The organism is Streptomyces sp. NPDC002588 (assembly GCF_040295925.1).
In the GTDB taxonomy this organism is placed as follows: domain Bacteria; phylum Actinomycetota; class Actinomycetes; order Streptomycetales; family Streptomycetaceae; genus Streptomyces.
This window is the reverse complement of sequence record NZ_JBEOWF010000076.1, coordinates 1-25,158: the sequence shown is the minus strand read 5'-3', so window position 1 is coordinate 25,158 and position 25,158 is coordinate 1. Positions and strand designations below refer to the sequence as shown.

Annotated in this window: 23 protein-coding genes and 2 pseudogenes; 14 read left to right on the top strand and 11 right to left on the bottom strand. The window is 68.5% G+C overall.

Translation table 11 applies throughout. The features are described 5' to 3' along the window. The coding region (locus ABT057_RS47325; protein ID WP_352351292.1) for a beta-galactosidase trimerization domain-containing protein at window positions 1–429 on the top strand (429 nt) is incomplete at its 5' end. Here ABT057_RS47325 and ABT057_RS47320 read toward each other — a convergent pair. Further along, window positions 430–606: a hypothetical protein gene (locus tag ABT057_RS47320; protein WP_352351290.1), complete on the bottom strand. Its 177-nt coding sequence runs from the start codon at window positions 604–606 to the stop codon at window positions 430–432. 384 nt (window positions 607–990) lie between these two features. On the opposite strand from ABT057_RS47320, the gene ABT057_RS47315 reads away from it, so the two are divergent. After that, a complete protein-coding gene (locus tag ABT057_RS47315; protein WP_352351288.1) occupies window positions 991–1,638 on the top strand; it encodes a substrate-binding domain-containing protein in 648 nt (215 codons plus the stop codon). An 82-nt stretch (window positions 1,639–1,720) separates the two neighbouring features. On the opposite strand, the pseudogene ABT057_RS47310 reads toward ABT057_RS47315, so the two are convergent. Then, a pseudogene (locus tag ABT057_RS47310) lies at window positions 1,721–2,108 on the bottom strand (IS630 family transposase); the annotation flags it as partial. 30 nt (window positions 2,109–2,138) lie between these two features. Next, on the bottom strand, window positions 2,139–2,384 hold the full coding sequence (locus tag ABT057_RS47305) for a glyoxalase superfamily protein (protein ID WP_502974088.1): 246 nt from the start codon (window positions 2,382–2,384) through the stop codon (window positions 2,139–2,141). 1,180 nt (window positions 2,385–3,564) lie between these two features. Here ABT057_RS47305 and ABT057_RS47300 point away from each other — a divergent pair. Continuing rightward, a complete protein-coding gene (locus tag ABT057_RS47300; RefSeq protein ID WP_352351286.1) occupies window positions 3,565–5,781 on the top strand; it encodes a SpoIIE family protein phosphatase in 2,217 nt (738 codons plus the stop codon). A 28-nt stretch (window positions 5,782–5,809) separates the two neighbouring features. Here the strand turns inward: ABT057_RS47300 and ABT057_RS47295 are convergent, their stop codons facing one another. From ABT057_RS47295 to ABT057_RS47270, 6 genes are all read right to left on the bottom strand, one after another. Then, the gene (locus ABT057_RS47295) at window positions 5,810–6,814 is read right to left on the bottom strand and encodes a PDR/VanB family oxidoreductase (RefSeq protein WP_352351284.1); all 1,005 of its coding nucleotides are present in this window, start codon (window positions 6,812–6,814) and stop codon (window positions 5,810–5,812) included. After that, a complete protein-coding gene (locus ABT057_RS47290) occupies window positions 6,811–7,902 on the bottom strand; it encodes an aromatic ring-hydroxylating dioxygenase subunit alpha (RefSeq protein WP_352351282.1) in 1,092 nt (363 codons plus the stop codon). The genes ABT057_RS47295 and ABT057_RS47290 overlap by 4 nt, the downstream gene beginning before the upstream one ends. A gap of 70 nt (window positions 7,903–7,972) precedes the next feature. Then, complete coding sequence (locus ABT057_RS47285; protein ID WP_352351280.1) at window positions 7,973–9,811, bottom strand: hydantoinase B/oxoprolinase family protein; 1,839 nt, start codon at window positions 9,809–9,811, stop codon at window positions 7,973–7,975. Beyond that, entirely contained in the window at window positions 9,808–11,868 is a 2,061-nt protein-coding gene (locus ABT057_RS47280; protein ID WP_352351278.1) for a hydantoinase/oxoprolinase family protein, read from the bottom strand. The genes ABT057_RS47285 and ABT057_RS47280 overlap by 4 nt, the downstream gene beginning before the upstream one ends. A 56-nt stretch (window positions 11,869–11,924) precedes the next feature. Beyond that, a complete protein-coding gene (locus ABT057_RS47275; protein ID WP_352351276.1) occupies window positions 11,925–12,242 on the bottom strand; it encodes a hypothetical protein in 318 nt (105 codons plus the stop codon). A gap of 128 nt (window positions 12,243–12,370) precedes the next feature. Beyond that, on the bottom strand, window positions 12,371–13,294 hold the full coding sequence (locus ABT057_RS47270; RefSeq protein ID WP_352351274.1) for a LysR family transcriptional regulator: 924 nt from the start codon (window positions 13,292–13,294) through the stop codon (window positions 12,371–12,373). Window positions 13,295–13,491: 197 nt separating this feature from the next. Here ABT057_RS47270 and ABT057_RS47265 point away from each other — a divergent pair, with 197 nt between their 5' ends. The 8 genes from ABT057_RS47265 to ABT057_RS47230 all read left to right on the top strand — a co-directional run bounded on the left by ABT057_RS47265 (window position 13,492) and on the right by ABT057_RS47230 (window position 19,698). Next, window positions 13,492–13,929 carry an MFS transporter gene (locus ABT057_RS47265; RefSeq protein ID WP_352351272.1) on the top strand — a complete coding sequence of 146 codons (438 nt, stop codon included), beginning with the start codon at window positions 13,492–13,494 and terminating at the stop codon, window positions 13,927–13,929. A 102-nt stretch (window positions 13,930–14,031) separates the two neighbouring features. After that, entirely contained in the window at window positions 14,032–14,649 is a 618-nt protein-coding gene (locus ABT057_RS47260) for a nuclear transport factor 2 family protein (RefSeq protein ID WP_352351270.1), read from the top strand. Between the two features lie 271 nt (window positions 14,650–14,920). Continuing rightward, window positions 14,921–15,775: an ABC transporter substrate-binding protein gene (locus tag ABT057_RS47255; RefSeq protein WP_352351268.1), complete on the top strand. Its 855-nt coding sequence runs from the start codon at window positions 14,921–14,923 to the stop codon at window positions 15,773–15,775. 224 nt (window positions 15,776–15,999) lie between these two features. Then, window positions 16,000–16,797: a GntR family transcriptional regulator gene (locus ABT057_RS47250; protein ID WP_352351266.1), complete on the top strand. Its 798-nt coding sequence runs from the start codon at window positions 16,000–16,002 to the stop codon at window positions 16,795–16,797. Window positions 16,798–16,976: 179 nt separating this feature from the next. Beyond that, window positions 16,977–17,285: a transposase gene (locus ABT057_RS47245; protein WP_307679727.1), complete on the top strand. Its 309-nt coding sequence runs from the start codon at window positions 16,977–16,979 to the stop codon at window positions 17,283–17,285. Next, complete coding sequence (locus tag ABT057_RS47240) at window positions 17,282–17,992, top strand: IS3 family transposase (RefSeq protein WP_352351263.1); 711 nt, start codon at window positions 17,282–17,284, stop codon at window positions 17,990–17,992. Before ABT057_RS47245 ends, ABT057_RS47240 begins: the two co-directional genes overlap by 4 nt. Further along, window positions 17,943–19,361 carry an IS30 family transposase gene (locus ABT057_RS47235; RefSeq protein WP_502974089.1) on the top strand — a complete coding sequence of 473 codons (1,419 nt, stop codon included), beginning with the start codon at window positions 17,943–17,945 and terminating at the stop codon, window positions 19,359–19,361. Before ABT057_RS47240 ends, ABT057_RS47235 begins: the two co-directional genes overlap by 50 nt. After that, the gene (locus ABT057_RS47230) at window positions 19,345–19,698 is read left to right on the top strand and encodes an IS3 family transposase (RefSeq protein WP_352351261.1); all 354 of its coding nucleotides are present in this window, start codon (window positions 19,345–19,347) and stop codon (window positions 19,696–19,698) included. Before ABT057_RS47235 ends, ABT057_RS47230 begins: the two co-directional genes overlap by 17 nt. Before the next feature lie 598 nt (window positions 19,699–20,296). Here ABT057_RS47230 and ABT057_RS47225 read toward each other — a convergent pair. Both ABT057_RS47225 and ABT057_RS47220 read right to left on the bottom strand, forming a co-directional pair. Continuing rightward, on the bottom strand, window positions 20,297–21,412 hold the full coding sequence (locus ABT057_RS47225) for an alcohol dehydrogenase catalytic domain-containing protein (protein WP_352351259.1): 1,116 nt from the start codon (window positions 21,410–21,412) through the stop codon (window positions 20,297–20,299). Continuing rightward, window positions 21,409–22,305, bottom strand: coding sequence for a fumarylacetoacetate hydrolase family protein (locus ABT057_RS47220; protein WP_352351257.1), 897 nt, complete (start codon window positions 22,303–22,305; stop codon window positions 21,409–21,411). The genes ABT057_RS47225 and ABT057_RS47220 overlap by 4 nt, the downstream gene beginning before the upstream one ends. Before the next feature lie 628 nt (window positions 22,306–22,933). On the opposite strand from ABT057_RS47220, the gene ABT057_RS47215 reads away from it, so the two are divergent. The 3 genes and pseudogenes from ABT057_RS47215 (at window position 22,934) to ABT057_RS47205 (ending at window position 25,098) form a co-directional block, all read left to right on the top strand. Then, window positions 22,934–23,851 carry a VOC family protein gene (locus ABT057_RS47215; RefSeq protein ID WP_352351255.1) on the top strand — a complete coding sequence of 306 codons (918 nt, stop codon included), beginning with the start codon at window positions 22,934–22,936 and terminating at the stop codon, window positions 23,849–23,851. A 294-nt stretch (window positions 23,852–24,145) separates the two neighbouring features. Beyond that, window positions 24,146–24,631, top strand: a pseudogene (locus ABT057_RS47210) (zinc-binding dehydrogenase); the annotation flags it as partial. After that, entirely contained in the window at window positions 24,631–25,098 is a 468-nt protein-coding gene (locus ABT057_RS47205) for an MBL fold metallo-hydrolase (RefSeq protein WP_352351253.1), read from the top strand. The pseudogene ABT057_RS47210 and the gene ABT057_RS47205, both read left to right, overlap by 1 nt. Window positions 25,099–25,158: the final 60 nt, after the last annotated feature.

Genomic DNA, 25,158 nt, shown 5'->3' with positions numbered 1-25,158 from the left:
GGCCTGACCGGCGACGTGCCTCCGGCCGCCACCGCCGACCTGTGGTCGGAACGCATACGGCTCACCGGCGCGCAAGCCATCGCCGCCTACGCCGAGGGCCCCTTGGCGGGCCACCCCGCCGTCACCCGCCACCGGCACGGCAACGGCACCACCTGGTACCTGGGCACCCACCCCGACCAGAACACTCTCTCCGCCCTACTCCACCGCATACGCCAGGAGGCCGACGTCACACCGGAGCACGAGGCACCCGCCGGCATCGAAGTCGTCCGGCGCCGCGGCGCCGAAGCCGACTACCTGTTCCTCATCGACCACACCGGCAAGGGCGCCGAAGCGCCCGCCGCAGGCGTCGAACTCCTCACCACCACACCGATCACCGACAGCGTCACCGTCCCACCGGGAGGAGTCGCCGTCGTCCGCGAATCCCGCTGATCAGCCCAGCCGGGCAGCCAGACGGAACCGGCCGGACGGCAGCCTGTGCGAGGCCACGCCGTCCGACCAGGCGAGGAGACGTACCCCGTCGACCCGCGCGAGCGGGGTACGTCCCTCACGCACGGCATCCGCCGAGACGGCCGGAATCCGCAGGGTGGCCTCGCTGTTGTCGGGCACAACCGCCTCGTAACGTCGCGAAGCATTCAGGGGTCCCGACGACCGCTGCGTCCAAGGTGCTGCGCAATGCTTGCGGGCCAGTTCGGAAATGCAGACGAAGGTTCGCCGCTCGATCAACGAGCTGGGCTACCGCCCACACGCAGGAGCGAGGGCTCTGCGCGGGCAGAGGTACACCATCGGCGTGATGCTGCCCGACATCCGCAACCCGTACTTCCCCGAGATCCTCGCTGGCGGACACCGAGTACCAGGTGCTCCTGGGGATGGGCTGCAACGGGGAGAAGGAGAAGGCCCGCGTCACCGAGGCCATGGTCGACCGCGGTATGGACGGCATCATCCTGGTCGCGCCGGTGTCGTCGCGCGCACCTGGACCGTGTCGGAACCGCGGTGCCGACCGTCGTCATCGGGCGGCACGGCTCCTCTCCGGTGTACGACACGGTGGCCGACGACGACATCGAGGGCGCAGCCCTGGTCGTCGCCCACCTCGTCGGCTTCGGACACCGCCGAATCGCCCACATCGAGCATCACGAGACCGACCCGACCCGCCTCATGGAGATGCCCAACGCCCGCCGCGCCAAAGGTTATCGGATGGCCATGCGGGCGCACGGGCCGGCGGAGCGGATCGACGTGGTCTCCACCAGCTACACCCAGGAAGGCGGCTATCGGGGCACGCAGGAGCTGCTGCCCTGTACCGCCCCCACCCGTCCCACGGCCGTCTTCGCCGGAGCGGACATCGTCGCCATGGGCGTGCTCGAAGCGGTCGCCGAGGCCGGGCGTCCGTTCCCGGCGACCTCCCGGTGGCGGGCTACGACAACTCCACGTTCGCCGCGTTCGGCGCCCGATCTCCCTGACCAGCGTGGACCAGGCTGGCCGCGAGATGGGCAGGAACGCCGTACGCCTCCTCCTGGAGCGGATCACCGATCGTGGCCGGCCGTCGGCCAAGGTCACCCTCTCGCCGCGACAAAACCACGGCACGACTGCCGGAGTGAGGTCTCCACACCGAGCCTTGCAAGGGGCGTTCAACCATTCGGTTGAACGTTGGATTCCCTGTTTGGAAAACGTTGCCCATCTGCATCGGCGGGCCAGGATGGGGGCGTCCGACACTGCGGACTCACCCGGAGTTTATGCCTTGAAATGAGACGCCCTCCTCGCGGAGCAGGACCTGAATGCCCTCGTGGCTGATGTCGTCGACCACACCTTCGGCGACCAGGAAGTCGGCCGGCTTGGCCAGGCTCCTGATCGAGAACGGCAGGCCATGCTCGGCCGGCTTGAACTTGGCAATCTTCTTGATCTCGCGCCGCACGGGCAGCGTGAACGTTCCCGGCCTTCCGCCCCTGTCACCTCGGCAATCTTCGCCACTGGCATGCCCTGCTCGGACAGCAGCACCATCTGGGCCCGCCGCCAGGTCACCACCGACCCGCTGCCCCGGCGGATAATCCGCAGCAGGCGCTTCCCCCCTCGTCGCCATCGATCTCGCGGACGCGTACTCGCTCAGCTACCAGCACAGCTTCCCTGCCGCGCCCCGCCGACGGCCGTCATTCCGTCGGCGTGCCGATCCGCAGCCGGTTGCCGTCAAGGTCGCGCAGCTCGATCTCACGCGCCCACGGAGCATCCTTCGCCTGCACACCGAACTCGGAAGCGATGGTCTCGACATCACGAATGCTGAGGTAGACCGACATGTCGGGGCGGGCGTCGCCCTTGTGCTCCGACAAGAACAACCGCACCCCGCCACGGGCGACCTCGACGCGAAGAATGGGAATGACTTCCTCGTCGTAGCCCAACGTCTCAGACCGCCCGGCAGGGCGAACGTTGCTTGATGCGGCGCTAGAGCGGGAACGCTCGCCTCCAGTCGGGCTGGAGCGGAGGCTCGGTGACCGGGGTGCCGGCCGGCTGGGGCGTGGCAGAGCGGGGCGGCGGGGACGGGCGCAGGCCGAACAGTGAACCTGCTGCCTCCGTGAGCGCCGCGGCACATCGCACTGATGCCTCCTCCGGGACAGCCATCCGCCGCAAGGCCCCGGCGAACGCGTCCTCCACGAGTTCCAGCTGTCTCGAGAACTCGCCCGGCCGGCCCAGGCGCCCGGGCTGCGCCAAGTCGGTGAGTAGTTCTCGTGCTTTGTGCTGTACATGGGCCAGAGCCTCCCATCCATACGGCCGCTGTTCCGGCCAGAGGCCATCGGCCCCGGCGACACGCAGGCCGAGGGCTTCACCGATCCGGTCGCCGATACGGGCGTGCCACTGTGTCAACTCACCAGGAGTATCGGCTTGAAGGCCGGTGAGAATGACGAGCAGGGCCGATGCACCCATCGACCAATCGTCGGAACCTCCCGACCCTCCTCCAAGCGGATGACCGGGCCCCAGGAAGGCACGGAGGAGGCCCAGGTGTTCTGCGGCGGATTCCGCCGCGTACTGGCACGCATAGTCGGTGGGCACGGGTTCTTCACCGCTTCGTTGGGTTGTTGTCGGCTTTTCTGGAACTGGATGCGGCCGCACGGACGAAGCCCGACCGGTCAGGCGGGTTTGTCTTCTTGGAGGGCACATGGAGGCGGTCATGCGACAGACCTTCGACACACAACAAGTGCACTCCTCATGGTTCCGGTGGATCCGCATCCCTCACGAACCGCACCACATACTAAGTGTGTACACCTTGCGAGTTGTGTCCAGGCGCTCGGTGAAACAGTTTCCGATCCGACACCACAAAACGGCCGCCACGCTCACGGACGATGATGGAAGGCGTGCACTGGGAGACGATGACCCGACGAAACGGCTCACCCAGAGTCCGTCGCGACGATCGCGGCGGGAAGACGGGCACAGCGAGAAATGACTTACCGAGTGGTGATGGTAGCCTTGCGCTTGATGTTCTGATATGCGCTATTCGTCCAGTTTTCCAGTGGTGGAGGCCCGGCCGCTTCTACCGCCTGTGGGTGGACGGGAGGCGCGGTGACGGCTGAGAAGGCTGAGGTCGTGAGCGGTGCAGAGCAAGAGCAGCGCGAGCATCTCCGGTCCGGCTTCCTCGCGGCCCCGGACGAAGACGTCTGGGGGGTCGGGGAGCGAGGCCCGGAGACACTGAACCTCGTCCTCCGCCAAGCGACGACATGCCTGAGCGGCCTGGGCGCTCTGGTGCACCGGCACGACGGTGCCGCCGGTCGGCTGCGCCTGGTCGCGGCCAGTGGCCTCGCCCGTGAGAGCGCGGAGGCGTGGGCGGATCTGCCCGACCAGCAGGACGCGGCGCCGGCGCACGCCATACGGCGTGGTGCGTTCGTCAACGTTGCCGGGGACAGTCTGGGCATCGGCGCGGCCGGCACGGCGGCAGTACCCCTGCCCGGCGCCGATGGGCCGGTCGGTGTGCTGTCCGTGCTCATGGCAGGGCCCGGTGAGCCGGATGAAGCCCAGCGGTTCCTGCTGCGCGCGTTGGCGGGGTGGGCCGGTGCGCGCCTGGGCAGTGAGCCCGGCACTTCGCTCGGACCCGGCCCGGTGACGGAGGCCAAGCGATCCGTACGCATGGGTGAGCTGACCGCCGCACTCGCCGAGGCCGTCACCGCCCGTGACGTCGTGCGGGCCGTCGCCGAGTTCGTCCTCGCCCCCTTTGGCGCCGACGGCCTGATATTCCAGTTGTTGGAAGGGGACCGCCTGAAAGTCGTCGGCGCTGCAGGATATCCGCAGCAGTACCTCAGCCTTGTCGACGGCATTCCGCTCGGCGCCCATGTCCCGATTCAGGACGCGGTGCGCACTCGTACTCCTCTGTTCATCGAATCGAGAGCGGAGATCGCCGGGCGCTATCCGACGCTGAGGCGTCTGAACGATGCGTCCCCGAAGGAGGCGTGGGCGTTCTTGCCCATGATGGCTTCGGGACGGGTTATCGGCTTGTGTGTGGTGTCCTTCGGTGAGCCGCGTTCCTTCGGCGACGAGGAGCGCACCTTGCTGACGGCTCTGGGTGGTCTGGTCGGTCAGTCGCTGGAGCGTGCCCGCCTGTACGACGTGGAGCATGCCCGGGCCCAGGAACTCCAGCGTGGCTTGCTGCCCAGGACGCTGCCCCGCCTGCCCGCCGCCCGTGCTGCCGCCCGGTACCTGCCTGCGGGCAGGGGCGAGGAGGTGGGCGGCGACTGGTACGACCTGATTCCGCTGTCCGCCGACCGGGTCGCCATGGTGATCGGCGACGTCATGGGGCACGGCATCACCGAGGCGGCCACGATGGGCCGACTGCGCACGGCCGTACGTACCCTCGCCGACCTGGAGATGTCCCCCGACGAGTTGTTCAGCCGTCTCAATGACCTGGTCTCCGACCTCGGCGAGGATTTCTACGCCACGTGCCTGTATGCCGTCTTCGATCCCGTCGCACGCACATGCTCGTACTCCCTGGCCGGTCACCCCCCGCCGGTCGTCGTCCACCCCGATGGCACCGTCCACAGCCCGGACGTGGCTCCGGACCCGCCGCTGGGCGCCGCCAAGCTGCCCTTCGAAACGCACCAGCTGCACCTGCCCGACGAAAGCCTTGTCGTCCTGTGCACCGACGGGCTGGTCGAATCCGTCCACCGGGACGCCGACGAGGGTCTGGCCCAACTGCGGAAGATGCTCTCCCAGGCCACGGCCGACGCCGCCTGCTTCGAGGCCGCCGACGAGGACGACGACGTCCGACGGCTGGAGGAGTTGTGCGACATGGTCGTGTCAGCTCTGCTACCCGACCACGAACAGACCAATGACGACGCCGGCCTGCTCATCGTCCACACCCGGTTCACCGCCGCCCGTGACGTCGCCTCCTGCAGCCTCCCGGACGATCCCCGGGCAGCCGGACAGGCCCGGGCGTACATCCGCGAGCAGCTCGACGCTTGGGGGCTCGGCGATCTCGTGCTTACCACCGAGCTACTGGTGAGCGAGCTGGTCGGCAACGTCGTCCGCCACGCCAAGGGCCCCATCCGCCTGCGCCTGCTGCGCAGCCGGTCCCTGACTTGCGAGGTCTACGACGGCAGTCTCACAACCCCCCGCATCCGCCACGCCAGTTACACCGACGAAGGCGGACGCGGCCTGCAACTCGTCGCCGCCCTTTCCCGGCGCTGGGGCGCCCGCTATCTCCACGACGGCAAATGCATCTGGGCGGAGCAGGACCTCCCGCTCCCGCATACCGCCGGGGAACCTGGGTACACAAGCGCTCCCGCGACGCTGCCAGCCTTGCCGGGAGCGTGACCGAAGGCTGCGGCTGGGTTCGCGTCGTTCAGCAGTCGATGGTGACGGAGGCTCCCGCGACACGGGAGACGCAGGCGCACATCGCCCGGCTCTCCGCGCGCTGACGTTCCGAGAGGAACACGTCACGGTGATCGACCTTGCCGGCCACGTCGAGTATCGAGACCCTGCACAGGCCGCACTCGCCTCGGCGACAGTCGTACATCATCTCCACCCCGACGCTCTCGAGGGCGTCCAGGAGGCTCGTGCCGACGGGTACGTCGAAGCTCAGTCCGCGTGCGGGAACCTCCACGCGGAACGGTACCGCGGGGAGGGCTCCGCTCGTGCCGAACGTCTCGAAGCGCAGCCCGCCGGGTGGCCTGGCGGCGCGCTGCCAGGCTGCTCGTACGGCCGTCAGCAGCCCCATCGGGCCGCAGACGTACAGCACGCCCCCGTGGGGGACGGACGCGACGACCTCGTCGGGCTCGACGAGGTCGCCCTGCCTGTCCTCGACGACCCGGATCCTCCCGGAATGTTCTCGCTCGAGGTCCTCGACGAAGGCCATGTGGTCGCGTGACCGGCCTGCGTAGACGAGCTGGTAGTCGGCGCCTCTCGTCTGGAGGGCACGGGCGAGCCCGACGATGGGTGTGACACCGATGCCGCCCGCGAGGAGCACGCTCGGCAGGCGCCCCGGGCTGAGCGGGAACTCGTCGATCGGGCCGACGAAGGTGATCTCCGAGCCGGGGCGCAGGTCGTGCATCCACCGCGATCCTCCGCGGCCGTCCTGTTGGAGGCGTACGGCGATGCGGAGCAGGCCGTCGTCGTGGCCGTGGTCGACCAGCGAGTACGAGCGCGGCTCGGACCCGCCCGGCAAGGGGACGGTGATGTCGATATGACTGCCCGGAGGGACCGACGGAACCGGCCTGGACGGGCGCAGCACCAGTTCGACTATGTCCGGCACGAGTTCGGTACGTCCCACCACGACCGCGGTGTCGGCCGTGCAGCCATGCGGGCCTGAACCGGGGAACGGCTTCGAGGTGTCGGCGGTGGTCGTCATGCCGTCTCCCTCGTCGTAGCCGCGACGGCGGCCAGGCGGCTCGGGGGTGTGCGGTGCCGTCCCTGCTCCCGTGCGACCTGTGCGTCCAGGATCCGGCGCACCCACATCCCGCCGATGTCGATGTTGAGGTTGTAGAACTCGTGTCCCGGGTTGGCCTCGATCGCCCGCTGTTGCGCGTTGAGCATCTCGGTGTCCTGGCCGAAGACCCGTGACACGTTGCTGCGGAGCCAAGTGGTCAGGCTCTGGTCGTGGAGGTGGTAGTTGCGGGTGAAAGCCCAGAAGTAGTGGCAGGTGCCGGCCGCAGCTGGTGTCACTGTGTTGAGCACGTAGCCGTTGACGCCGGCGCTCCGGTCGCCTTCCGGCGCACCGGTTCCGGTCGGCGCGACACCGACATCGATGGTGATCGTCGAGGGAGCGGTGTAGCGGATGACCTGCCACCGGTCTACGGGACCGTCGTAGCCGGGGTTCTTCCGGCGCATCTGCATGCCGAGGAACGGTGGCGCCTCGATTCCCCGCATCCACCGGGTGAGCGTGACCGAGTGGTCGTCGTGGGCCACGTCGGGTTCGGCTTCGGAGAGCTCGTCGCTCGCGAGGCTGTCGGCGTGGAGGAACTGCTCATGAGTGAGGTCCATGAGGTTGTCGAGGACCAGCCTGTAGTCGCAGTCGAGGGTGATGCTCTCACCGTCCCCGGCCCACTGCGGATCGTCGTTCCAGTGCAGGTCGGGTACGAGATCGGGGTCGGCCGCCGCGGGGTCGCCCAGCCAGACCCAGACGAACCTGTGCCGCTCCACGACCGGGTAGGAAGCGACCGCGGCGGACGGGTTGAGGGTCTCCTGCGCGGGCATCCGGGTGCAGCGGCCGTTGGGTCCGTAGGCGAGACCGTGATAGCCGCAGACGACGTCGTCACCGTGCAGCTCGCCCATCGACAACGGCACGAGACGGTGCCAGCAGGCGTCGGCGAGCGCGACCGGCTCCCCGGAGCCGGTTCGATAGAAGACGAGCGGACGCTCGCAGATGGTACGCGGCAACAGACTGTGCCCCAGATCGGTATCCCATGCCGCGGCATACCAGGCATTCAGCGGGAACATGACGGTTCTACTCCTCCTGTTGTTGACGTGCTGCAGTCGGAAACCGAGAACAGCGCGGACTGCTTGCGGGTCAGTGCGCCGGCGGCCGGACGACGCGGTTCTCGGGTCGCCCGGCGCCGGCGACGCGCATCCGGGACCGTTCCCGGTCCGTCGACTCCCCGTCGACGACGTACTCGCGGGGCCGGGTACCGGAGCGGACGACGACGCCGTAGTCGTGCTTTGCGCTGTCGATGCCGACGTAGCCTGCGCGCACGTCGGCGAGGACCTCGTCGACGGGGCGGTCGAGCGGGTCGCCGTGGCCGCCGCCACCGCCGGTGCTCACGGTGTAGGCGTCGCCCTCGCCGAGAGCGAAGCCGTCGAGCTTGGCATTGGGGAAGGTCTCGATCGTCCCGTCGTGGCGCTGGACGGTGATGCCGTTCGGTGCGGCGTCGCGGCCCCCGGCGAGGCCCCAGGGGGCCTGGCGGGACCGCTCGAGGAACGAGTTGAGCCGGCCGGGGGTGAAGGTACGGAAGACGACCACGGTGCCCAGGCCGCCGCGCCGGCGGCCCGGGCCGCCGGAGTCGGGGCGCAGACTGTAGCGCTCTATGATCTGGCCCGGGTACTTCGCCTCGACCGCCTCGACCGGTGTGTTGTGGGTATCGCCGTCGTTGACGCAGATCGTGGCGGACTCGCCGTCCTTGTCGGGGGTTGCGCCCCAACCGCCGCCCTGCGGGCCGCCGAACAGCATGTAGAACGAACCCGTGCGGTGGTCAACGCCGTAGAGGTTGGTGACCGCGAGGTCGGCGTGGTGCCCGGCGATGCCGCCGCCGGGAATCACGTCCGCCAGTGCGCGGAAGACACAGTCGACGACAGTCATCGGGTACGTCATCCACCAGCGCATGGCCGCCGGCTTGCTGGCACTGATCACGCGGCCCGGAGGCAGCTCGACGATCACCGGCCGGAAGGACCCCGCGTTGATCGGGAACAGCCCGGGCGAGGTGAGGCACTTGAAGGCAACCTGCGCGGCCGAACGGCCCGCCGTGATGCCGGAGTTGAAGTAGCCCGCGACCTGAGGGCCGACCTCGCTCAGGTCGATGGTCATCCGGTCACCGGACACCACGACGGAGACCTTGATCGGTACCGGGCGGGCGATGTCGACACCGTCGTCGTCCATGCACGCCTCGGCCGTGTAGGTGCCGTCCGGGATGGCGGCCACCGCCTGGCGGGCGAGGCTCTCGCTGCGGTCGTACATCTCCCGGATGCTGGCCAGCACGGCCTCGGTCCCGTACCGCCGGCACAGTGCCACCATCCGGCTCTCACCGGTGCGGATGGCGGCCACCTGCGCGCGGAAGTCACCCATTGCCAGATCAGAGAAGCGGACGTTGCCGGCGATCAGCCGGGTGAGTTCGTCGTTCTGCTCGCCCCGCTTGAAGATCTTGACAATGGGCACCTGTATGCCCTCGGAGTAGATGTCGGTGGTGGTGGCACTCAGCACCCCGCCCACGTCGATCCAGTGCGCCATCGACGAGGCGAAGGCGACCAGCACCCCGTCCACGAAGATCGGCATGGTGAAGATCATGTGGTTGAGGTGACTGCCCATGATGTCGGGGTCGTTGGTGAGGATGATGTCGCCGGGCTCGATGCCGCCTGGCCCGTAGAACTCGAGCTTCGCCTTGACGGCGTCGGACAACCCGCCCACGAACATCGGCAGCCCGAGCCCGATGGAGATGGTCTCGCCCGTGGCGTCGAACAGGCCCACCGTGAAGTCCTGGGCCTCGTAGATGATGAGGTTGTAGGCCGTCCGCATGAGATTGGTCTTCATCTCGTCAGTGATGGACACCAGGGCGCCACGGATGATCTCAGCGGTGATCGGGTCCACCTGCGAGGCCGCGCCGGCGACGGTGTCAGGGGCGTTCGGGTCGGGGGTCACTGCCCTCCTCCGATCGTGAGCAGCAGGTTGCCGTACCCGTCGACCTCGGCAAGGTCGCCTGGGCGGAGCAGGGTGGTGGCGGTGCTTTCCTCGATGACCGCCGGGCCGGTGAGCTGGTTGCCGGCCAGCAGGCCAGAGCGCCGGAAGACAGGGGTGCGCACCGGGCCGTGGCCGGGAAAGACCAGGTCGCGCTCGCCGATGCGGGCCGACTCCTCCGGTTCGGCGGACCCGGTCGCGATCTTCGCCAGCTCGGGGCGAGGAAGCGCGCCGACCGCGGACACGCGCAGGCTGACGATCTCGGCGGGCTCGTCGGGTGCGCTGTGCCCGAACCGCTCGCGGTGCTCGTCGTCGAACCGGGCCTTCAGTGCGGCGATCCCGCCTTCTCCGGTGAGGGGCGGGAGCGTGACCGTCACGGCGTGCTCCTGGCCGGCATAGCGCATGTCGGCGGCGCGTACGAAGGAGACCTCCCGGAACTCGACTCCGCCGTCGAGGAGCGCGGTGTGGCAGGTCCGCTCGAGCTGCCGCGCCTCCGACTCGAGGTGGCCCTCGTCGAGCCTGTCCAGCCGACGGATGTCGGTGGACACGACATCGTGGCGCAGGTCGGCCGTGAGCATGCCGAGGGCGGAGAAGAGCGCCGGGTAGGGCGGGATCACCACGCGGCTGGTGCAGAGCTCGCGGGCGATGAGCGAAATGTGCAGCGGACCGTTGCCCCCGTAGGCGAACAGCGCGAAGTCACGCGGGTCCAGGCCTCGCTCGGTGGTCACCGCGCGGACGGCGTTGGCCATGCTCGCCGCGGCGATCGCGAGGATCCCGGTCGCTGCCTCGATCGTGTCCAGCCCGAGCGTGGTCGCCACCGCTGCGACGGCTTCGTGCGCCGCCGCTCCGTCCAGCTGGAGCCCACCGGCGAGCTGCCCCTGCGCCGGCAGGTAGCCGAGCACGACGGACGCGTCGGTCACGGTGGGCTGGATTCCGCCCCGGCCGTAGCAGGCAGGGCCGGGTGCGGCACCGGCGCTGCGCGGCCCGACGTGGATCCCGCCCGCCTCGTCGAGCCAGGCGACGCTCCCTCCACCAGTCCCGACCTCGACGATGTCGAGTACGGGGACACGAATGGGCAGGCCCTCTCCGTAGCCGCCGACGAAGTAGTCGCTGGCCTGGGGAAACGTCAGGTTCCGGATCACCGAGGCCTTCGCCGTGGTGCCGCCCATGTCGAAGGCGATCGCCTTGTCGTAGCCCAGGGTGCGGCACACATCGATGGTGCCCACCACGCCGCCCGCCGGGCCCGACTCCATCATCTGGATTGGCTGCCGGCGGGCGGTGCCCACGTCGCAGAGCCCACCGTTGGACTGCATGATCGTCAGCACCGGCGCGCTCCCGTCCGGGCGCCGCAGGGCCTCGTCGAGGCGGCTGAGGTAATGGCTCGCTCGCGGGCCGACGAACGCGTTCGCCGCCACGGTGGAGGTCCGCTCGAACTCGCGGTACTCCCGGGAGATGTCATGGGAGATGCTCACGTAGACATCCGGGCACTCCTCGCGGAGGATCTCCGCCATACGCTGCTCGTGAGCCGGCTCGCGATAGGAGTGCAGGAAGGCCACGGCCACCGCCTCCACGCCCGACTCGCGCACTTCCCGGGCCACGGCGCGGGCCGCAGATTCGTCGAGCGGGGCACGTACCGCACCGCGCGCGGTGATCCGCTCGGGCACCTCCCACACGAGCTCGCGGGGCACCAGGGGCCGATGCTTGCGGAACGACAGGTTGAAGGCGTCCGGGCGGTTGATCCGCCCGATCTCGTAGACGTCACGGAAGCCCTCGGTGGTGACCAAGGCGGTCCGGGCGCCGTGCCGTTCGATGAGTGCGTTGATGACCACGGTGCTGCCGTGGATGAGCATCCCGGTCTGGTCGATGCCGGTGCCGGACAGCGATACTCCGGAGAGGATGCCCTGGACCAGGTCGTCGGGCGTGCTCAAGGTCTTGCCGAACGTGATCTCACGGCTCTCGTGGTCATAGGACACGACGTCGGTGAATGTGCCACCGATGTCGATGGCGACGCGGTGTGCCAAGGGGCCTCGGCCTTCCGTGAACGTACGCCGGCGTGTGCGGCCGGCTCGGGTGGTGATCAGGTGCAGCGGTGCTGCTGGAGGAACTCCCGGACCCAGCGGTCGAAACAGGCACGGCCGGCCGCGGCCGCCTCCGCCCGGGCAAGACCCGGGCGGAGGAGCGAGAGGGACCGCCAGTCACCTTGCAGGTGGGGGTCGGGAGCGTGGTGACGTTCGACCACGATCTGCCCACGGTCGTCGAGTTCGGCGACGGCCGCCTCGAAAGACCGGTCGTCAAGGCCGGTGAGAGCGCGGGCCTGCGGCGCGAAGAGCGTGCCTGCGCCGGAGTCGACGAGAGCGGTGAGGACCATGCTCGCCACGCGACTCGGGCCGGTCATCGGTTGCGCCACCATCGGCCGGTGCCCTTTCTCCCGGAGGCAGCGGCGCCTCTTGGGTCACTGACGACGCTAGTCAGCGAGCGAACATGCGTCCAATGAATGATGGAAATACATGACATTCACAATGTTCATGAAACAGCGTTCATGAGCTGCCTGCGCAACCATGCCCGCCCAGGGTCGCCGGCGGTACGTGGGTTCCACACCAGATCGATCCCGAGCGTGGGCAGGGGAATCGGCGGCTCCATCACCCGCAGCCCGTTCTGAGCCGCCACCTGCTGAGCAAGCCGACGCTGCAGCAGCGCGACCATGGGAGTGCCGCGCACCACCGACGGGATCATCAGGAACTCGAAGACAACGATCTGCACGACGAGATCGGGGATCAACTCGGCGAGGAGCTGCTGTGCGCCGACTCGCCCTCCTTCCCACTCGAACACCACGTGAGGCAACCGGGCGAGGTCGTCGACGGTCAGTGTCGCGCCGATGCGGTCGTTGTCCGCGTCGGCGACCACGACCCACTCCTCCTGGTAGAGCCGCTCCCTGGGCAGCGTGGTCGGCACGACGTCCGGCAACAGCACCACGTCCGCGGTCGACTCGCCGAGGGTCACCACCATCGAGTGCTCAAACGTTTCCACATGCAGGCGAACGCCCGGTGCCGATGCGGCGAGCGTGGCACTGAGGGCGGGAAGGACGGTCAAGGCGGCGGCACTGGCCGCAGCGATACGGAAGGTGCGGTCGGATGTCGCCGGATCGAACGTCGGAGGCATGAGTACCTGGTTGGTCGCGGTCTCCAGGATCAGGTTGACCGGGCCGATCAGTGCGCTGGCACGCGCGGTGAGTACGTACTCCCTGCCGACCCGGACGAGGAGTTCGTCGCCCAGCGTGCGCCGCAGGCGGCCCAGGGCGTTGCTCATGGCCGGCTGTGTCAGCCCGACCACCTGGGCGGCACGAGTGACACTGCGGTGCTCGAGGAGGGCGGCAAGCAACGGGAGCAGATTGAGGTCGACGCGATGCAGGCCAGTCACGGCGCTCGCCGGCCGCGGAGTGTTATTCACCAGATCTATATATCGCATGGACAACAGTCATTCGACTGATTACCAAAGAGCGATTACCGTTCCTGGCCGTTGATGTGTCGCGGTTGACACCATTTTCTCTCGCCCTGACGACGACTGTCCGGGCTGCACTCTCGGTGAGGAGAGTCCATGGCTGACACAACGTCCACACGGTCTCCGGGCACCAATGGCGTTCCCACGTGCACCTGGGACACGAGTCTCATCGCCGCCCGCCTGGATCGCACCCGCCGAACTCCTTCCACGGTCGTCCGGCGGTCCTCCTGCCCATCGGCGGCTTCTTCGACGCGTTCGGCGCCATCTCCATCGCCGTTGCACTCACCGTCATCACCCACTACCTCCACGTCGACCTCGCCGAATCGGGCCTGATCGTCAGTACGGGTTGCGTCGGTCAGCTCGTCGGTGCCCTCGTCGCGGACGCGTTGACCGAGAAGCTGGGAGGCCGCAAGGTGTTCGCCGTCTCGCTTGCCGCCTTCGGTCTGTTGTCGATCGGTGCGGCCCTGGCGCGGAGTTGTACCAGCCTGCTGATGTTCCTGCTCGTCGCCGTGCTGGGCTCGACAGTGCTGGTCGGCACGGGCATCGAGACCCGTAGCAGCGCTCTCGAAGAGCTGGCCCGATGAGCCGGGAGGCCGGCGCTGTCGCCCCGTGTGGCGTCGGCGCCGGGCTCCCGCGCTTCCGGCCAGCATCCACCACAGCCATCTCACGCAGAACGGAGGTCTTCGATGCCGAAGATCGACACAGCCAAGCACGAACTCCGCGAGCTCGTCGAGAACTGGGCACTCTGGCGCGACGCCGGTGACTGGGAGCGGTTCGCCACCGTGTGGCACCCCCTCGACGGCTGGATGACAGCCACATGGTTCCAGGGTTCGGCGACGGACTTCATCGCCGTCAGCCGGGAGGGCTTCGACAACGGCGTCAGCATCCTGCACTTCCTGGGCGGACACACCGCCGACGTCGTCGGCGACCGCGCCATCGCCCAGACCAAGATGACCATCAACCAGCGAGCCGAGGTCGACGGGGTCGACGTCGACGTCGTCTGCACGGGACGCTTCTACGACTTCTGCGCGCGCCACGAAGGCGCGTGGAAGATCGTGCGCCGGCAACCGATCTACGAGAAGGACCGTCTCGACCTTGTCGATCCGTCCGGGACGCTCCACCTTGACCCGGAACTGCTGAGCCGTTTCCCCGTCGGCTACCGCCACCTCGGCTACCTGCAGACCAAGGCCGGCTTCACAGTGAAGACCGGGCTGCCGGGCCTGACGGGCGAGGTCGTGCAGCGCCTGTACGACGAAGGCGCGAAATGGCTGGCCGGCTCAAGCGCTCCGGGCGATCCTCACTGACCCGCATCACCGACGTGCCGACCGTGACGACGATGGGCGGGCGGCTCGAAGAACGGTGCGGCGGTGCCGCACCGATGTGGTGCAGGACCTCCGGCACGCCCCAGCGCACCGCACGGAGGCGAACTTCAGTCTTTCTCTTGCCCTGTGATCCAAAGGAATGGTCCCCATGCAAGCTTCGGAAAATTCCGTCGATCGCCGAAGCGTCGACGGCGCGGTGGCCGGTGCAGCCATGCTCCCTGCGCTGGATGCGCTCCGTGTGCCCTGCCAGCCCGTGCGACAGCTGACCGTGGGTATCTTCCCCGGCGCCGGCGGCGTCCATCTGTTCCACGCCCTCGACTCCGGCTACTTCCAGCAGGCCGGACTGGAGGTGAACCTTGTCCAGGTCGTCTCATCCGACCAGCAGATGGCCGGCTGGAACGACGGGGACTTCGACATCATGCACAGCTCTCCGGACCATCTGCTGCGTGGGATCCTGAAGCGGGATCCGGTAGCCGTCCGGGCCGAGGGCATCGGCGAACTCGCCGTTCACGGGCGCCCCGGCTCACCGTTGCCGACGGACCGGTGGGCCGTCGACAACGCGCAAAGCGCCTTCGCGTTCGTGCTGCGTGCCGTACTCGCCGATGTCGCCGACTCGCCAGTCACCGACAGCCAGCTCGTCCCGGTCGGCGGAACCCTGCAGAGGTTTCAGGCCCTGCCGACAGGCGCCGTGGACGGGACCACACTCCATCCGCCCTTCGACGTCCTCGCCACCGAGAAGGGGTACCCGCGTATCGGCGGCCACCTCAAGGTCGCACCCGACCTCATCACCAACGTGGTGGTCACTCCGCGCGAAACCGCCGACACCTGGCATACCCGCGTCTACCTCGAGGTCTGCCGCATGAGCACTGCGGAACTGCTGACCTCCGGGGCGCAGGGCATAGAAGCGGCTCTGGTACGGCACGGTCTGCCGACGGCCGCCGCCCGAGCCGCGGTCCCCGGACTCCTCGGGCCCGCCGGCCTGTCCACCTCACCCGATGTGACCCTGCGCGGGATGGAGGCGGTAGCCGACCTGCGCCGCCGCTTCACTCCGGCCTGGCAGCCGCCCTGCCCGCTCCAGTCCCTGATCGGTCCCCGCCAGGAGGGCTGACACAGGCCGGCAGTCGATCGGTCCGGGCCGATCCGCTTGTACAGGCGGTTGCCCCTGTACAGGTGGACGTCCGGGCTCTGCCATGCCCTCGCGGAGTGCACAGGTGAGTGGATACAGTGCCGCCCCTGTCGCAACCCGGCCGTGACGGGTGATTCCAGCAGGGTTGGCCCGCCCCTTACCGCCTTTCGGTACCGGACTGCATACACATTGGCTACACTCCTGGCATGAGCAGGAGGAGCATCCCCGAAGAACAACGGTCGGCGGAGAACGGAGGAGGAGCGCAGGTCCTATCCGAGCCGCCGAACGGAACACCCGGGCAGGCCTCGGGCGGACGCCGACTGGCTCTCGACGTGCACGGACGGCTGCGGGACATGATCCTCAGCGGTGAGCTGCCTCCGGGGTCGGCGCTGCTCCAGGCCGAGATGGCCCGAAAGCTGGGTGTCAGCCGCACACCGATGCGTGAGGCGTTCCGGCTGCTCCAGGAGGAAGGGCTGATCGACGCACAGCCCGACCAGCGAGCCAGGGTGCGGGCAGCGGACCCCGAGGACCTGGACGGTGTCTACGGGGCCCGCATCATGCTCGAAACGCTCGCCGTCAGTATGACGGCCAAGTCACACGCGACTGGGGACCTCGAGCGCATGCGCGAAGCACTGAAGCGCATGCAGGAAGTGGCGGGCAAAGACCAGCTGGACGAGTGGCACGCCGCGCACAAGGAGTTCCATTTCATCGCGACCAAGGCGGTGGGGCCGCATCTGCGGCGCATGCTCGCGTCGCTTGGCGAACACAGCGAGCGCTACATCCGGCTGGCCCAGCTGGGCGAACCGAGCTCATGGGGCCGGGCGCACACAGAGCACGAAGCGCTGCTGGAGGCCCTGCGTCTGAGTGACCCGGACGAAGCGGCACGTGTGATCGCCCGTCACCTCGCACGCACGGCTTTGAACGTGCTGGCCGACATCGCCCCGGAGTATGAACCCGCCGCCACGCGCACTGCGTTGGGGATCGTGGGTAACGGTCAGGCCTGATGCCGTGTCCGCCCAGGCTGGTGACGCGTCTCCTGCGGGGCTTGCCGCAGGGCACGGAGGGCCCAGCACGTCGGTGAACTCACCGGGATCCGGAACGTCGTGCCGGTGTATGAGGTTCCCCCGAGATGCGGAGTGTGGTGACAGAGGGTCAGATGGGACTCATGAGAGGAACATCGACCATGGCTGCCCCCAGGAAATACTCGCTGGAGTTGCGTGAGCGTGCGGTACGGATGTATCGCGTCTCCGACCCGAAGCCGCAGATCAAGAAGCTCGCTGTCGATCTCGGCGTGCATCCGGAGGCCCTGCGCGGCTGGATCCGCCAGGCCGAGGCGGATGCCGGCGAGCGCGATGACCGATTGACCACCGACGAGCGGGCGGAGCTCGCCGCGCTGCGCAAGGAGAACGTCCAGCTCAAGCGGGCGAACGAGGTTCTGCGGACGGCCTCGGCTTTTTTCGCGGCGCAGCTCGACCCGACCCGGCCCAGGTGACAGCGCTCGTTGACGAGCACCCGCACCTGGGGGTCGAGTGCATCCTGCGGGAACTCTCCATCGCCTCCTCGACGTACTACCGCTGGCGTCGTGCCGAGCGCGAGCCGTGCGAACGCGTCCGCCGGGACGCGGAACTCACCGGGCAGATCAAGGAGATCCACGCCTATTCGGGTGGGATCTACGGCTCGCCGCGCGTGCACGCCGTGCTCAAGCGCGAGGGCGTCCACGTGGGCCGCAAACGGGTCGAGCGCCTGATGCGCGAGGCCGACATCGCCGGGATCAGCCCGCGGCGCAAGGGCTTCACAATCCGGGACCCCAAGGCCACCCTGGCCCCGGACCTGGTCCAGCGCGACTTCACCGCGAGTGCGCCGAACCGGCTGTGGGTCACCGACCTGACGATGATCGCGACCGGCGAGGGCCCGCTGTGGCTGTCCGCGATCCGGGACGCGTTCTCCCGGCGGGTGGTGGCCTGGGAGACCTCCGCCCGCGCGGACGCCGACCTGGTGCTGTCCACGCTCGAGTACGCCCTCGCTTCCCGCGAGGTCGAGCCCGGACAGCTCATTCATCACGCGGACCACGGCTGTCAAGGTGGATTCAACTGGTCGTCGCAACACTTTGATCTCGGAGGTGTGCGACGTGGCCACGGCGGACTGGAGTTTGAAGACCAGCGATGTTCCGGAGGGTCGGCGTCGGCAGTGGCGCGCTGATCGTGCATTGCGGCCGGCGATGCGTTCGCCGGGGCGGCCTGATCCGTCTCGAGTCGTGCAGCGCCAGTTCTGGCGGCTGATCGCCACAGGGGTCACAACGGTGGAGGCGTCGTTGGCGGTCGGCGTGTCGTGGCCGGTGGGTGCGAGGTGGTTTCGTCACGCTGGCGGCATGCCTCCGATCTCGTTGGCCGAGCCTACGGGCCGGTACCTCGCGTTCGAGGAGCGCGAGGAGATCGCGATCCTCAGGGCGATGAACAAGGGCGTGCGCGAGATCGCCCGCGCCCTGGGGCGTGACCCCGGAACGATCTCTCGCGAACTGCGCCGCAACGCCGCCACGCGCAGCGGCAAGCAGGAGTACCGCGCGACGGTCGCCCAGTGGAAAGCACAGCAGGCCGCCAAGCGCCCGAAGACCGCGAAGCTCACAGGCAACGACAGGTTGCGTGAGTACGTGCAGGACCGGCTCGCCGGCAGCGTCCGCCGCCCCGACAACACGATCGTCCCCGGACCCAGGACGCCCGCATGGAAAGGGCTGAACAAGCCGCACCGGCAGGACAGACGATGGGCGACGGCATGGAGCCCGGAGCAGATCTCGCACCGTCTCCATGCCGACTTCCCCGATGATGAGTCCATGCGCATCAGCCACGAAGCGATCTACCAGGCGCTGTTCATCGCGGGCCGTGGCGCGCTCAAGCGGGAACTGGTCACGTGCCTGCGCACCGGCCGGGCGCTGCGGACTCCCCATGCACGGTCACAGAACAAACCGCAGGGGCATGTCACCGCGGACGTCATCCTCAGCGAACGCCCCGCCGAGGCCGCAGACCGCGCGGTCCCCGGACACTGGGAAGGCGACTTGATCATCGGGGCGGGTCGCTCCGCGATCGGCACGCTGGTCGAGCGCAGCAGCCGCTCCACGCTCCTGGTGCACCTACCCCGGCTCGAGGGCTGGGGCGAGAATCCGCCCGTGAAGAACGGCACCTCACTCGGGGGCTATGGCGCGATCGCGATGAACGCGGCGCTCACGACGTCGATGACGCAGCTGCCCGAGCAACTACGCAAAACCCTCACCTGGGACCGCGGAAAGGAACTCTCCGGCCACGCCCAGTTCGCCATCGATACCGGGACGAAGGTGTTCTTCGCCGATCCCCACTCCCCCTGGCAACGACCGACGAACGAGAACACGAACGGGCTGCTGCGTCAGTACTTCCCGAAGGGCACCGATCTGTCCCGGTGGTCGTCCACGGACCTCGAAGCCGTCGCCATGGCGATCAACAACCGGCCCCGCAAGACCCTCGGCTGGCGGACACCCGCCGAGGTCTTCGAAGAGCAGCTACGCTCGCTGCAACAACCCGGTGTTGCAACGACTGGTTGAACTCGCCCAATATACGTCGATCAAGCTCACAACCCGTCTGCTGCGCGCGGGAGTTCAGGCGTCCATGGGCTCGGTCGGAGACAGTTACGACAACGCCCTCGCGGAGAACCTGTGGATGATCACCAAGACGGAGTGCATCCGCGGCCGCGTCTTCGCCACCCGGGCCGAGGCGAATCTCGCGCTGTTCGAGTACATCGACGGCTTCTACAACTCCCGGCGCATCCAGAAACGGCTCGGCTACCTCAGCCCGATCGAGTTCGAGGAGAAGCACTACGCCGACCAGGCAACGGCCGAACGAACGAACCTGAAACCCCGTCAACCCTCCCTGACCAGCTGATCAGCACCTCCCCACACCGGGGGAACCTCAGTATGCGTAGCGCGGCTGTTCCAGGTCCCCGAAGGGCCGACTCCACCACGCTGCTCGTTCCCGATGGCAGTGCGGTGCGGTGCCCGCAGATTGCCTCATGTCCCCGGCGCTCCTCAAGGCTTGATGCGCGTCGGCACAGGAGGAGACCCTGTGGCCCGCCGTAACGGCGTTCCGAAGCGTCATCGCTACGAGGGATCCACTCGACCGGGCCAGGGCACCGACTGTCAGCCGGTTGCCGGCCCGGTCGACTACGCCCCAGGAGCAGAACCGGCCCAGGTAACCACCGGCATCTCGCGCGCACCACGTTGAGCGTGCCGGCCGACGTCGCCCCGGAGTGCTAGCCCCACGCACTCGGCATCACCAGCGGCGGGTCTTCGTGACGCCGGACACGACGTGGTGGTGGGTGTTCCCCTGGCCTTCATCCTGGCAGAGTGACGTCGCGAGGCATGGGGAAGAGTATGCGGATCCGGCGACGTACGAGGGCCACATCCGAAGAGCTGTCCTTGGAGGCGACGGTTCTGCGTCGCCTCCAGACTACCAACCTCCGGTATCCGCAGAAACTGTGTCCTCAGGCCTCCCAGTCGCCCTGTCCCAGGGTGAGTGCCACCCGCCCGAGGCTGTTGTCATCCTCCATGTAGCGGTGGGCGTCGGCGGCGCGGGCGATCGGGAACGCGCGGTCGACGACGGCCCGGAATCCGTTCTGCACCTGCGTCCACAGCTCCTTTACCGCAGCCGGGTTGCCCGTGCGTACGCCGATGATGCGGTAGCAGTCGGAGTACACACGCCGCAGATCGATCCCCACCTTGCCGCCGAGGAAGGCGCCGGAGGTGACCACAGCGCCACCGCGGGCCAGGGAATCGATGGTGGCGTCCCAGACGGCAGGGTCACCGAGGTTGTCGACGGCGATGTCGACACCGCGACCGCCGGTCGCCGCGCGTACACGCTCCACGAAGTCCGGCGCGTTGGTGTCGAGCACGAGGTCGGCTCCCGCCGCGGCCATGGCTGCGCGCTTCTCCGCCGAGCGGGAAGTCGAGATGATCTTCGCGCCCAGATGCTGGGCGTAGGCCGCCGTGGTGGAGCCGAGTGCGGAAGACGCGCCCTGGACGAGTACCCAGTGTCCGGGGCGGAGTCCTGCCTGGGCCATCTGGTTGGCGGCGACCGCGCCGAGGAGCGCGAGCGAGGCGGCCATCGCGGCGGGAATCCCGTCCGGAACCGTGTGGACGTTGGCCGCCGGCACCACACAGTACTGCGCGTATGCGCCAGGGCGGTGGGTGCCTATCACGGTCAGAGCGTCACAGACTTCCTCGCGGCCGTCGGCGCAGTAAGCACAGGTGCCGCAGGCGACACCGGGCAGGACGGCCACACGGTCGCCGACCCGTGCGGAGTCCACGCCCTCCCCCAGTGCGGCGACGGTGCCGGCGTGGTCCGCGCCCAGGATGTGGGGCAGCTCGATCTTGGCGTAGGGGTGGTTGCCCGCGCGTGCCGTGAGGTCGAGCAACCGGCCGATACCGACCGCGGCGACCTGAACGAGGACCTGTCCGGGGCCGGGGCGCGGTGTGTCCACCGTGGCCTGCTCCAGGACGTCGGGCGGTCCGAACCTGCGGAACAGCATGGCCTGCATGGTTGCGGGAACGGGCAGCGCTTCCGACCAGCCGAGCTCAGAAAGGGTCGAAGTGTTGCTCATGACTCCACCACCGTGTTCTGCAGGCGACCGATTCGCTCGATCTCAATCACTATTTCATCCCCGGCAGCCAGGAACTCCCCGCGCGGTACTCCGCAGCCGGCCGGTGTGCCAGTGAGGATGACGTCCCCGGGTTCCAGTCGGGTGATGCGGCTGGCCGCCGCGATCACCTCGGGGATCTTCACCATCATCTGCGCGGTGGAGGAGTCCTGCTTCAGCACACCGTTGATGCTGAGCTGGATCTTCAGGTTCTGCGGGTCGGTGATCTGCCAGGCGGGCACCAGTCCGGGGCCGAGCGGACAGAAACCGTCCTGTCCCTTGTGGCTGACCCAGTCGAAGGTGAACGGCTCGGCGACCGGCTTGGAGGCCTTGATCCGGTCCCGGGCCGAGATGTCGTTCGCCGCCAGGTAGCCGGCCACATGGTCCATGGCCTGCTCAGGCGCGAGGTTACGGCCGCCACGACCGATGACGACGGCCAGTTCGGCCTCCCAGTCGACGCGTGCACCCGGGTAGGCAGGCAGCGGCACCGGGTCCCCCGGTCCGGTCACGGACGTCGTCGGGGGCTTGAGGAAGAAGAACGGGTCACCCAGCTCATCGGGGCGTTCGCAGCCCATCTCGGCGATGTGGTCCCAGTAGTTGGCGCCCGCGCAGATCACCTTGCCCGGATACGTCAACGGCGGAGCGAGCCGGGCGCCGGCAACGGCGTCCGACGCTGCCGGCGCCCAGTCACGGAACAGCGGCACAAGCGACTCCCATCGGCCCAGCACCTCCATCAGCGTGAGGCCTCCGGTCCCGGGGGGCCCCTGAACCACGATGCCGTCGATGTACACACCGACGGCGACTTCCTCCGAGTCGTCGACCCGGTACTGCACCAAGGACCATTCAGGCGGTGTCATGCATTCCTCCGACAGGCGGCTCTATACGTGGCAGCAGGACGCTAGTGCATACACATTATGATGGGAAGGGTAGGCCGCCGAAGAACTGTCGGCGGCGATGAGAGGCTGGGATCATCGATCCGGCGAGGGCGACAGGAGTGCATGGCCGACTACGGACGGTTCGTTGGACGCGCACGACCGGACCGCGCCGAACAGGGTGGGACTCCACCCCCCGACACGAGGCCCACCACCCCTCACGCCAGCTCCCGACAGCCCGACGCACGCCCACCACCCGGCGTACGATCGCCTCGCACGCGCAGGACAGGGAGCGCTGCGCTCGGGTGAAACAGGGCCGAACACCGGAACGAGCCCGCACAGCGCCGCCAGGAGCACCATGACCCCTCCGCCGCGGTCACGACTGGGGCCCCACCGGGCCGTGCGACTCATCGACGGACATCTCACCCCTGCAGCGCACCAGGCGATCGGGGGCTCGGCCCCTGGGCGGGGAGCCCGCGACGTCCGGTGGCGACGGGCACGATCTGCGGTTCCGGGTCGAAACGTGTCCCCTGGATGGCTGGACGTTACACCCATAAAGGTGTACACACTTATTGGTGCCCGTGGGGACGCGGGCCCGGAACGAGGAGTGCACATGTTGCGTGTCGAAGGTCTTCTGCACTACGGACTCCAGGTGCCTTCACTGGATACGGGTGCGAGCTTCTACAGTGCGTTCGGGCTGGAGACGGCGGAGCGCGACAACGCGGTGGTGATCCGCTGCGACGGCCGGGACCAGGACCAGACGGTGCTGATGGAGGGGCCGGTCAAGCGGTTTCACCATGTGGCCTTCGCGGTGGAGCCGGACTCCCTGCCCGAGTGGCAGCGGCACCTGGAGAGCCTGGGCCTGAAGCTGCTGGAGGCGCCGACCGCGGTGCCCGGCGGGCTGTGGTTCCGCGATCACGAGGGAAACCTGGTCAACCTCCGTGACGAGGGGATCCGTCCCTGGCGCGCATTCGGGACCACGGACGCGCAGGACGCCAACGTCGGCGACCGGGTCCGCCGGATCGACCAGGCCCGCTGGCTGACCGCGACCGAGAAGACCAGCCCCCAGCGTCTCGGCCATATGCTGATCTTCAGCTCCGACGTGAGCGCCTCCGAGGCCTTCTACACGCGCACGCTCGGGCTGCGCCTGTCGGACCGCATCATCAACGGCGGGCCCGTTTTCCTGAACTCGGGGCCCGGCGACCACCACGTCTTCGGCTTCGTCCCGGGGGGGCACCCCGGCCTGCACCACTCCAGCTGGATGGTGTCCGACATCGACCAGATCGCCAGGGGCGCGCAGAACATGGCCGCCTCGGGCTACACGAAGGGCTGGGGCCTGGGCCGCCACACCCTCGGCTCGAACCTCTTCCACTACATCCAGGACCCCTGGGGCAGCTGGATCGAGTACTCCGGCGACATGGACTGCATCACCGAGAACTGGAAGCCGAACGACTGGGACTGCCCGGCCGCCATCTGGAGCCCCGAGATGCCGGCCGACTTCATCACCAACCAGGAAGAGAAGCCCGCCTGACCGTCCTCGCACGTGACGACGCCGACGCCCCGAGCCGCCCGCCGACCTCGACCCCAGCAGGCCGAATCGGCCGGACCGGAGCGTCGGCGTCGCGGCTGGTACGGACAGGCCCCAAGACGCAAGGGCGAGCTGTCCGGGCACGGCCTTCAGGGCGGCGAGCGGATGCACGAGCGGCGCCACCGCTGGACTTTTCAACAGCCTTCCAGGGCGTGCGCCGGGCCCGCCACCGGGATGAACCGTGGGCTTGACGCATGTGGAAGAAATCCGAGGATGGTCAGGTGAGGACGCCCCCACCTGGCCGGCGCGGCGAAGATCATCGCCGTGTACGTCGACGACCGCAAGTTGCAGACCGCCCGCGACCTGGGCGCCACTCACACGGTCAACTCGCGCGAGACCGACCCGGTCGAGGCGATCCGGGAGCTGACCGGCGGCTTCGGCGCCGACGTCGTCATCGAGGCCGTCGGCCGCCCCGAGACCTACCAACAGGCATTCCACGCCCGCAACCTGGCCGGGCCGGTGGTCCTCGTCGGCGGGCCCACGCCCGATATGAAGCTCGAACTGCCGCTGCTCGACGTCTTCGGCCGCGGCGGCACGCTCAAGTCGTCCTGGTACGGCGACCTCCTGCCCTCCCGGGACTTCCCCATGCTGATCGACCTGTACCTCCAGGGCCGCCTGGACCTCGACGCGTTCGTCAGCGAGACGATCGCCCTGGACGGCGTCGAGGACGCCTTTGCCCGGACACACAAGGGCGACGTGCTGCGCTCCGTGGTCGTGCTGTGATGGCCGCCCGCATCGAGCACCTGGTCACCTCCGCCACCGTCAGTCTGGACGGCGGCACCTGGGACGTCGACAACAACGTGTGGATCGTGGGCGACGACGAAGCAGTCATCGTCATCGACGCCGCCCACGATGCCGAGGCCATCAGGGCTGCCGTCGGCGACCGGCGGCTCAGGGGGATCGGGTGCACCCATGGCCACGACGACCACATGGACGCCGCTCCCGCACTCGCCGACTCCACCGGGTGCGCCGATCCTGATCCACCTCGACGACCGGCTGCTGTGGAAACACACCACCCGGACCGGAACCCCGACGGCTACCTCACCGACATGCGCCGAATCAGCGTGGCCGATTTCGAACTGACCGTGCTGCACACGCCTGGCCACACGGCGCCGAGGCCCCACATCTCGACGAGTGGATCGACCGGGGGTACTGAGAGTGCGGAACGTGACCTTCTGTCCGGCTTGTGATCGCTCGATGGTGTGACGTTGGGGTATTGCGGCCGGTCAGGCGTTCGGCGTTCGCTGGGT

Excerpts from the sequence above, each read along its gene's own strand:
- ABT057_RS47290 (WP_352351282.1), bottom strand. The coding sequence starts at position 7,902 with ATGTTCCCGCTGAATGCCTGGTATGCCGCGGCATGGGATACCGATCTG.
- ABT057_RS47215 (WP_352351255.1), top strand. The coding sequence starts at position 22,934 with ATGTTGCGTGTCGAAGGTCTTCTGCACTACGGACTCCAGGTGCCTTCA.
- ABT057_RS47275 (WP_352351276.1), bottom strand. The coding sequence starts at position 12,242 with ATGACCGGCCCGAGTCGCGTGGCGAGCATGGTCCTCACCGCTCTCGTC.
- ABT057_RS47225 (WP_352351259.1), bottom strand. The coding sequence starts at position 21,412 with ATGAGCAACACTTCGACCCTTTCTGAGCTCGGCTGGTCGGAAGCGCTG.
- ABT057_RS47295 (WP_352351284.1), bottom strand. The coding sequence starts at position 6,814 with ATGACGACCACCGCCGACACCTCGAAGCCGTTCCCCGGTTCAGGCCCG.
- ABT057_RS47245 (WP_307679727.1), top strand. The coding sequence starts at position 16,977 with ATGGCTGCCCCCAGGAAATACTCGCTGGAGTTGCGTGAGCGTGCGGTA.
- ABT057_RS47250 (WP_352351266.1), top strand. The coding sequence starts at position 16,000 with ATGAGCAGGAGGAGCATCCCCGAAGAACAACGGTCGGCGGAGAACGGA.
- ABT057_RS47260 (WP_352351270.1), top strand. The coding sequence starts at position 14,032 with ATGCCGAAGATCGACACAGCCAAGCACGAACTCCGCGAGCTCGTCGAG.
- ABT057_RS47220 (WP_352351257.1), bottom strand. The coding sequence starts at position 22,305 with ATGACACCGCCTGAATGGTCCTTGGTGCAGTACCGGGTCGACGACTCG.
- ABT057_RS47205 (WP_352351253.1), top strand. The coding sequence starts at position 24,631 with ATGGCCGCCCGCATCGAGCACCTGGTCACCTCCGCCACCGTCAGTCTG.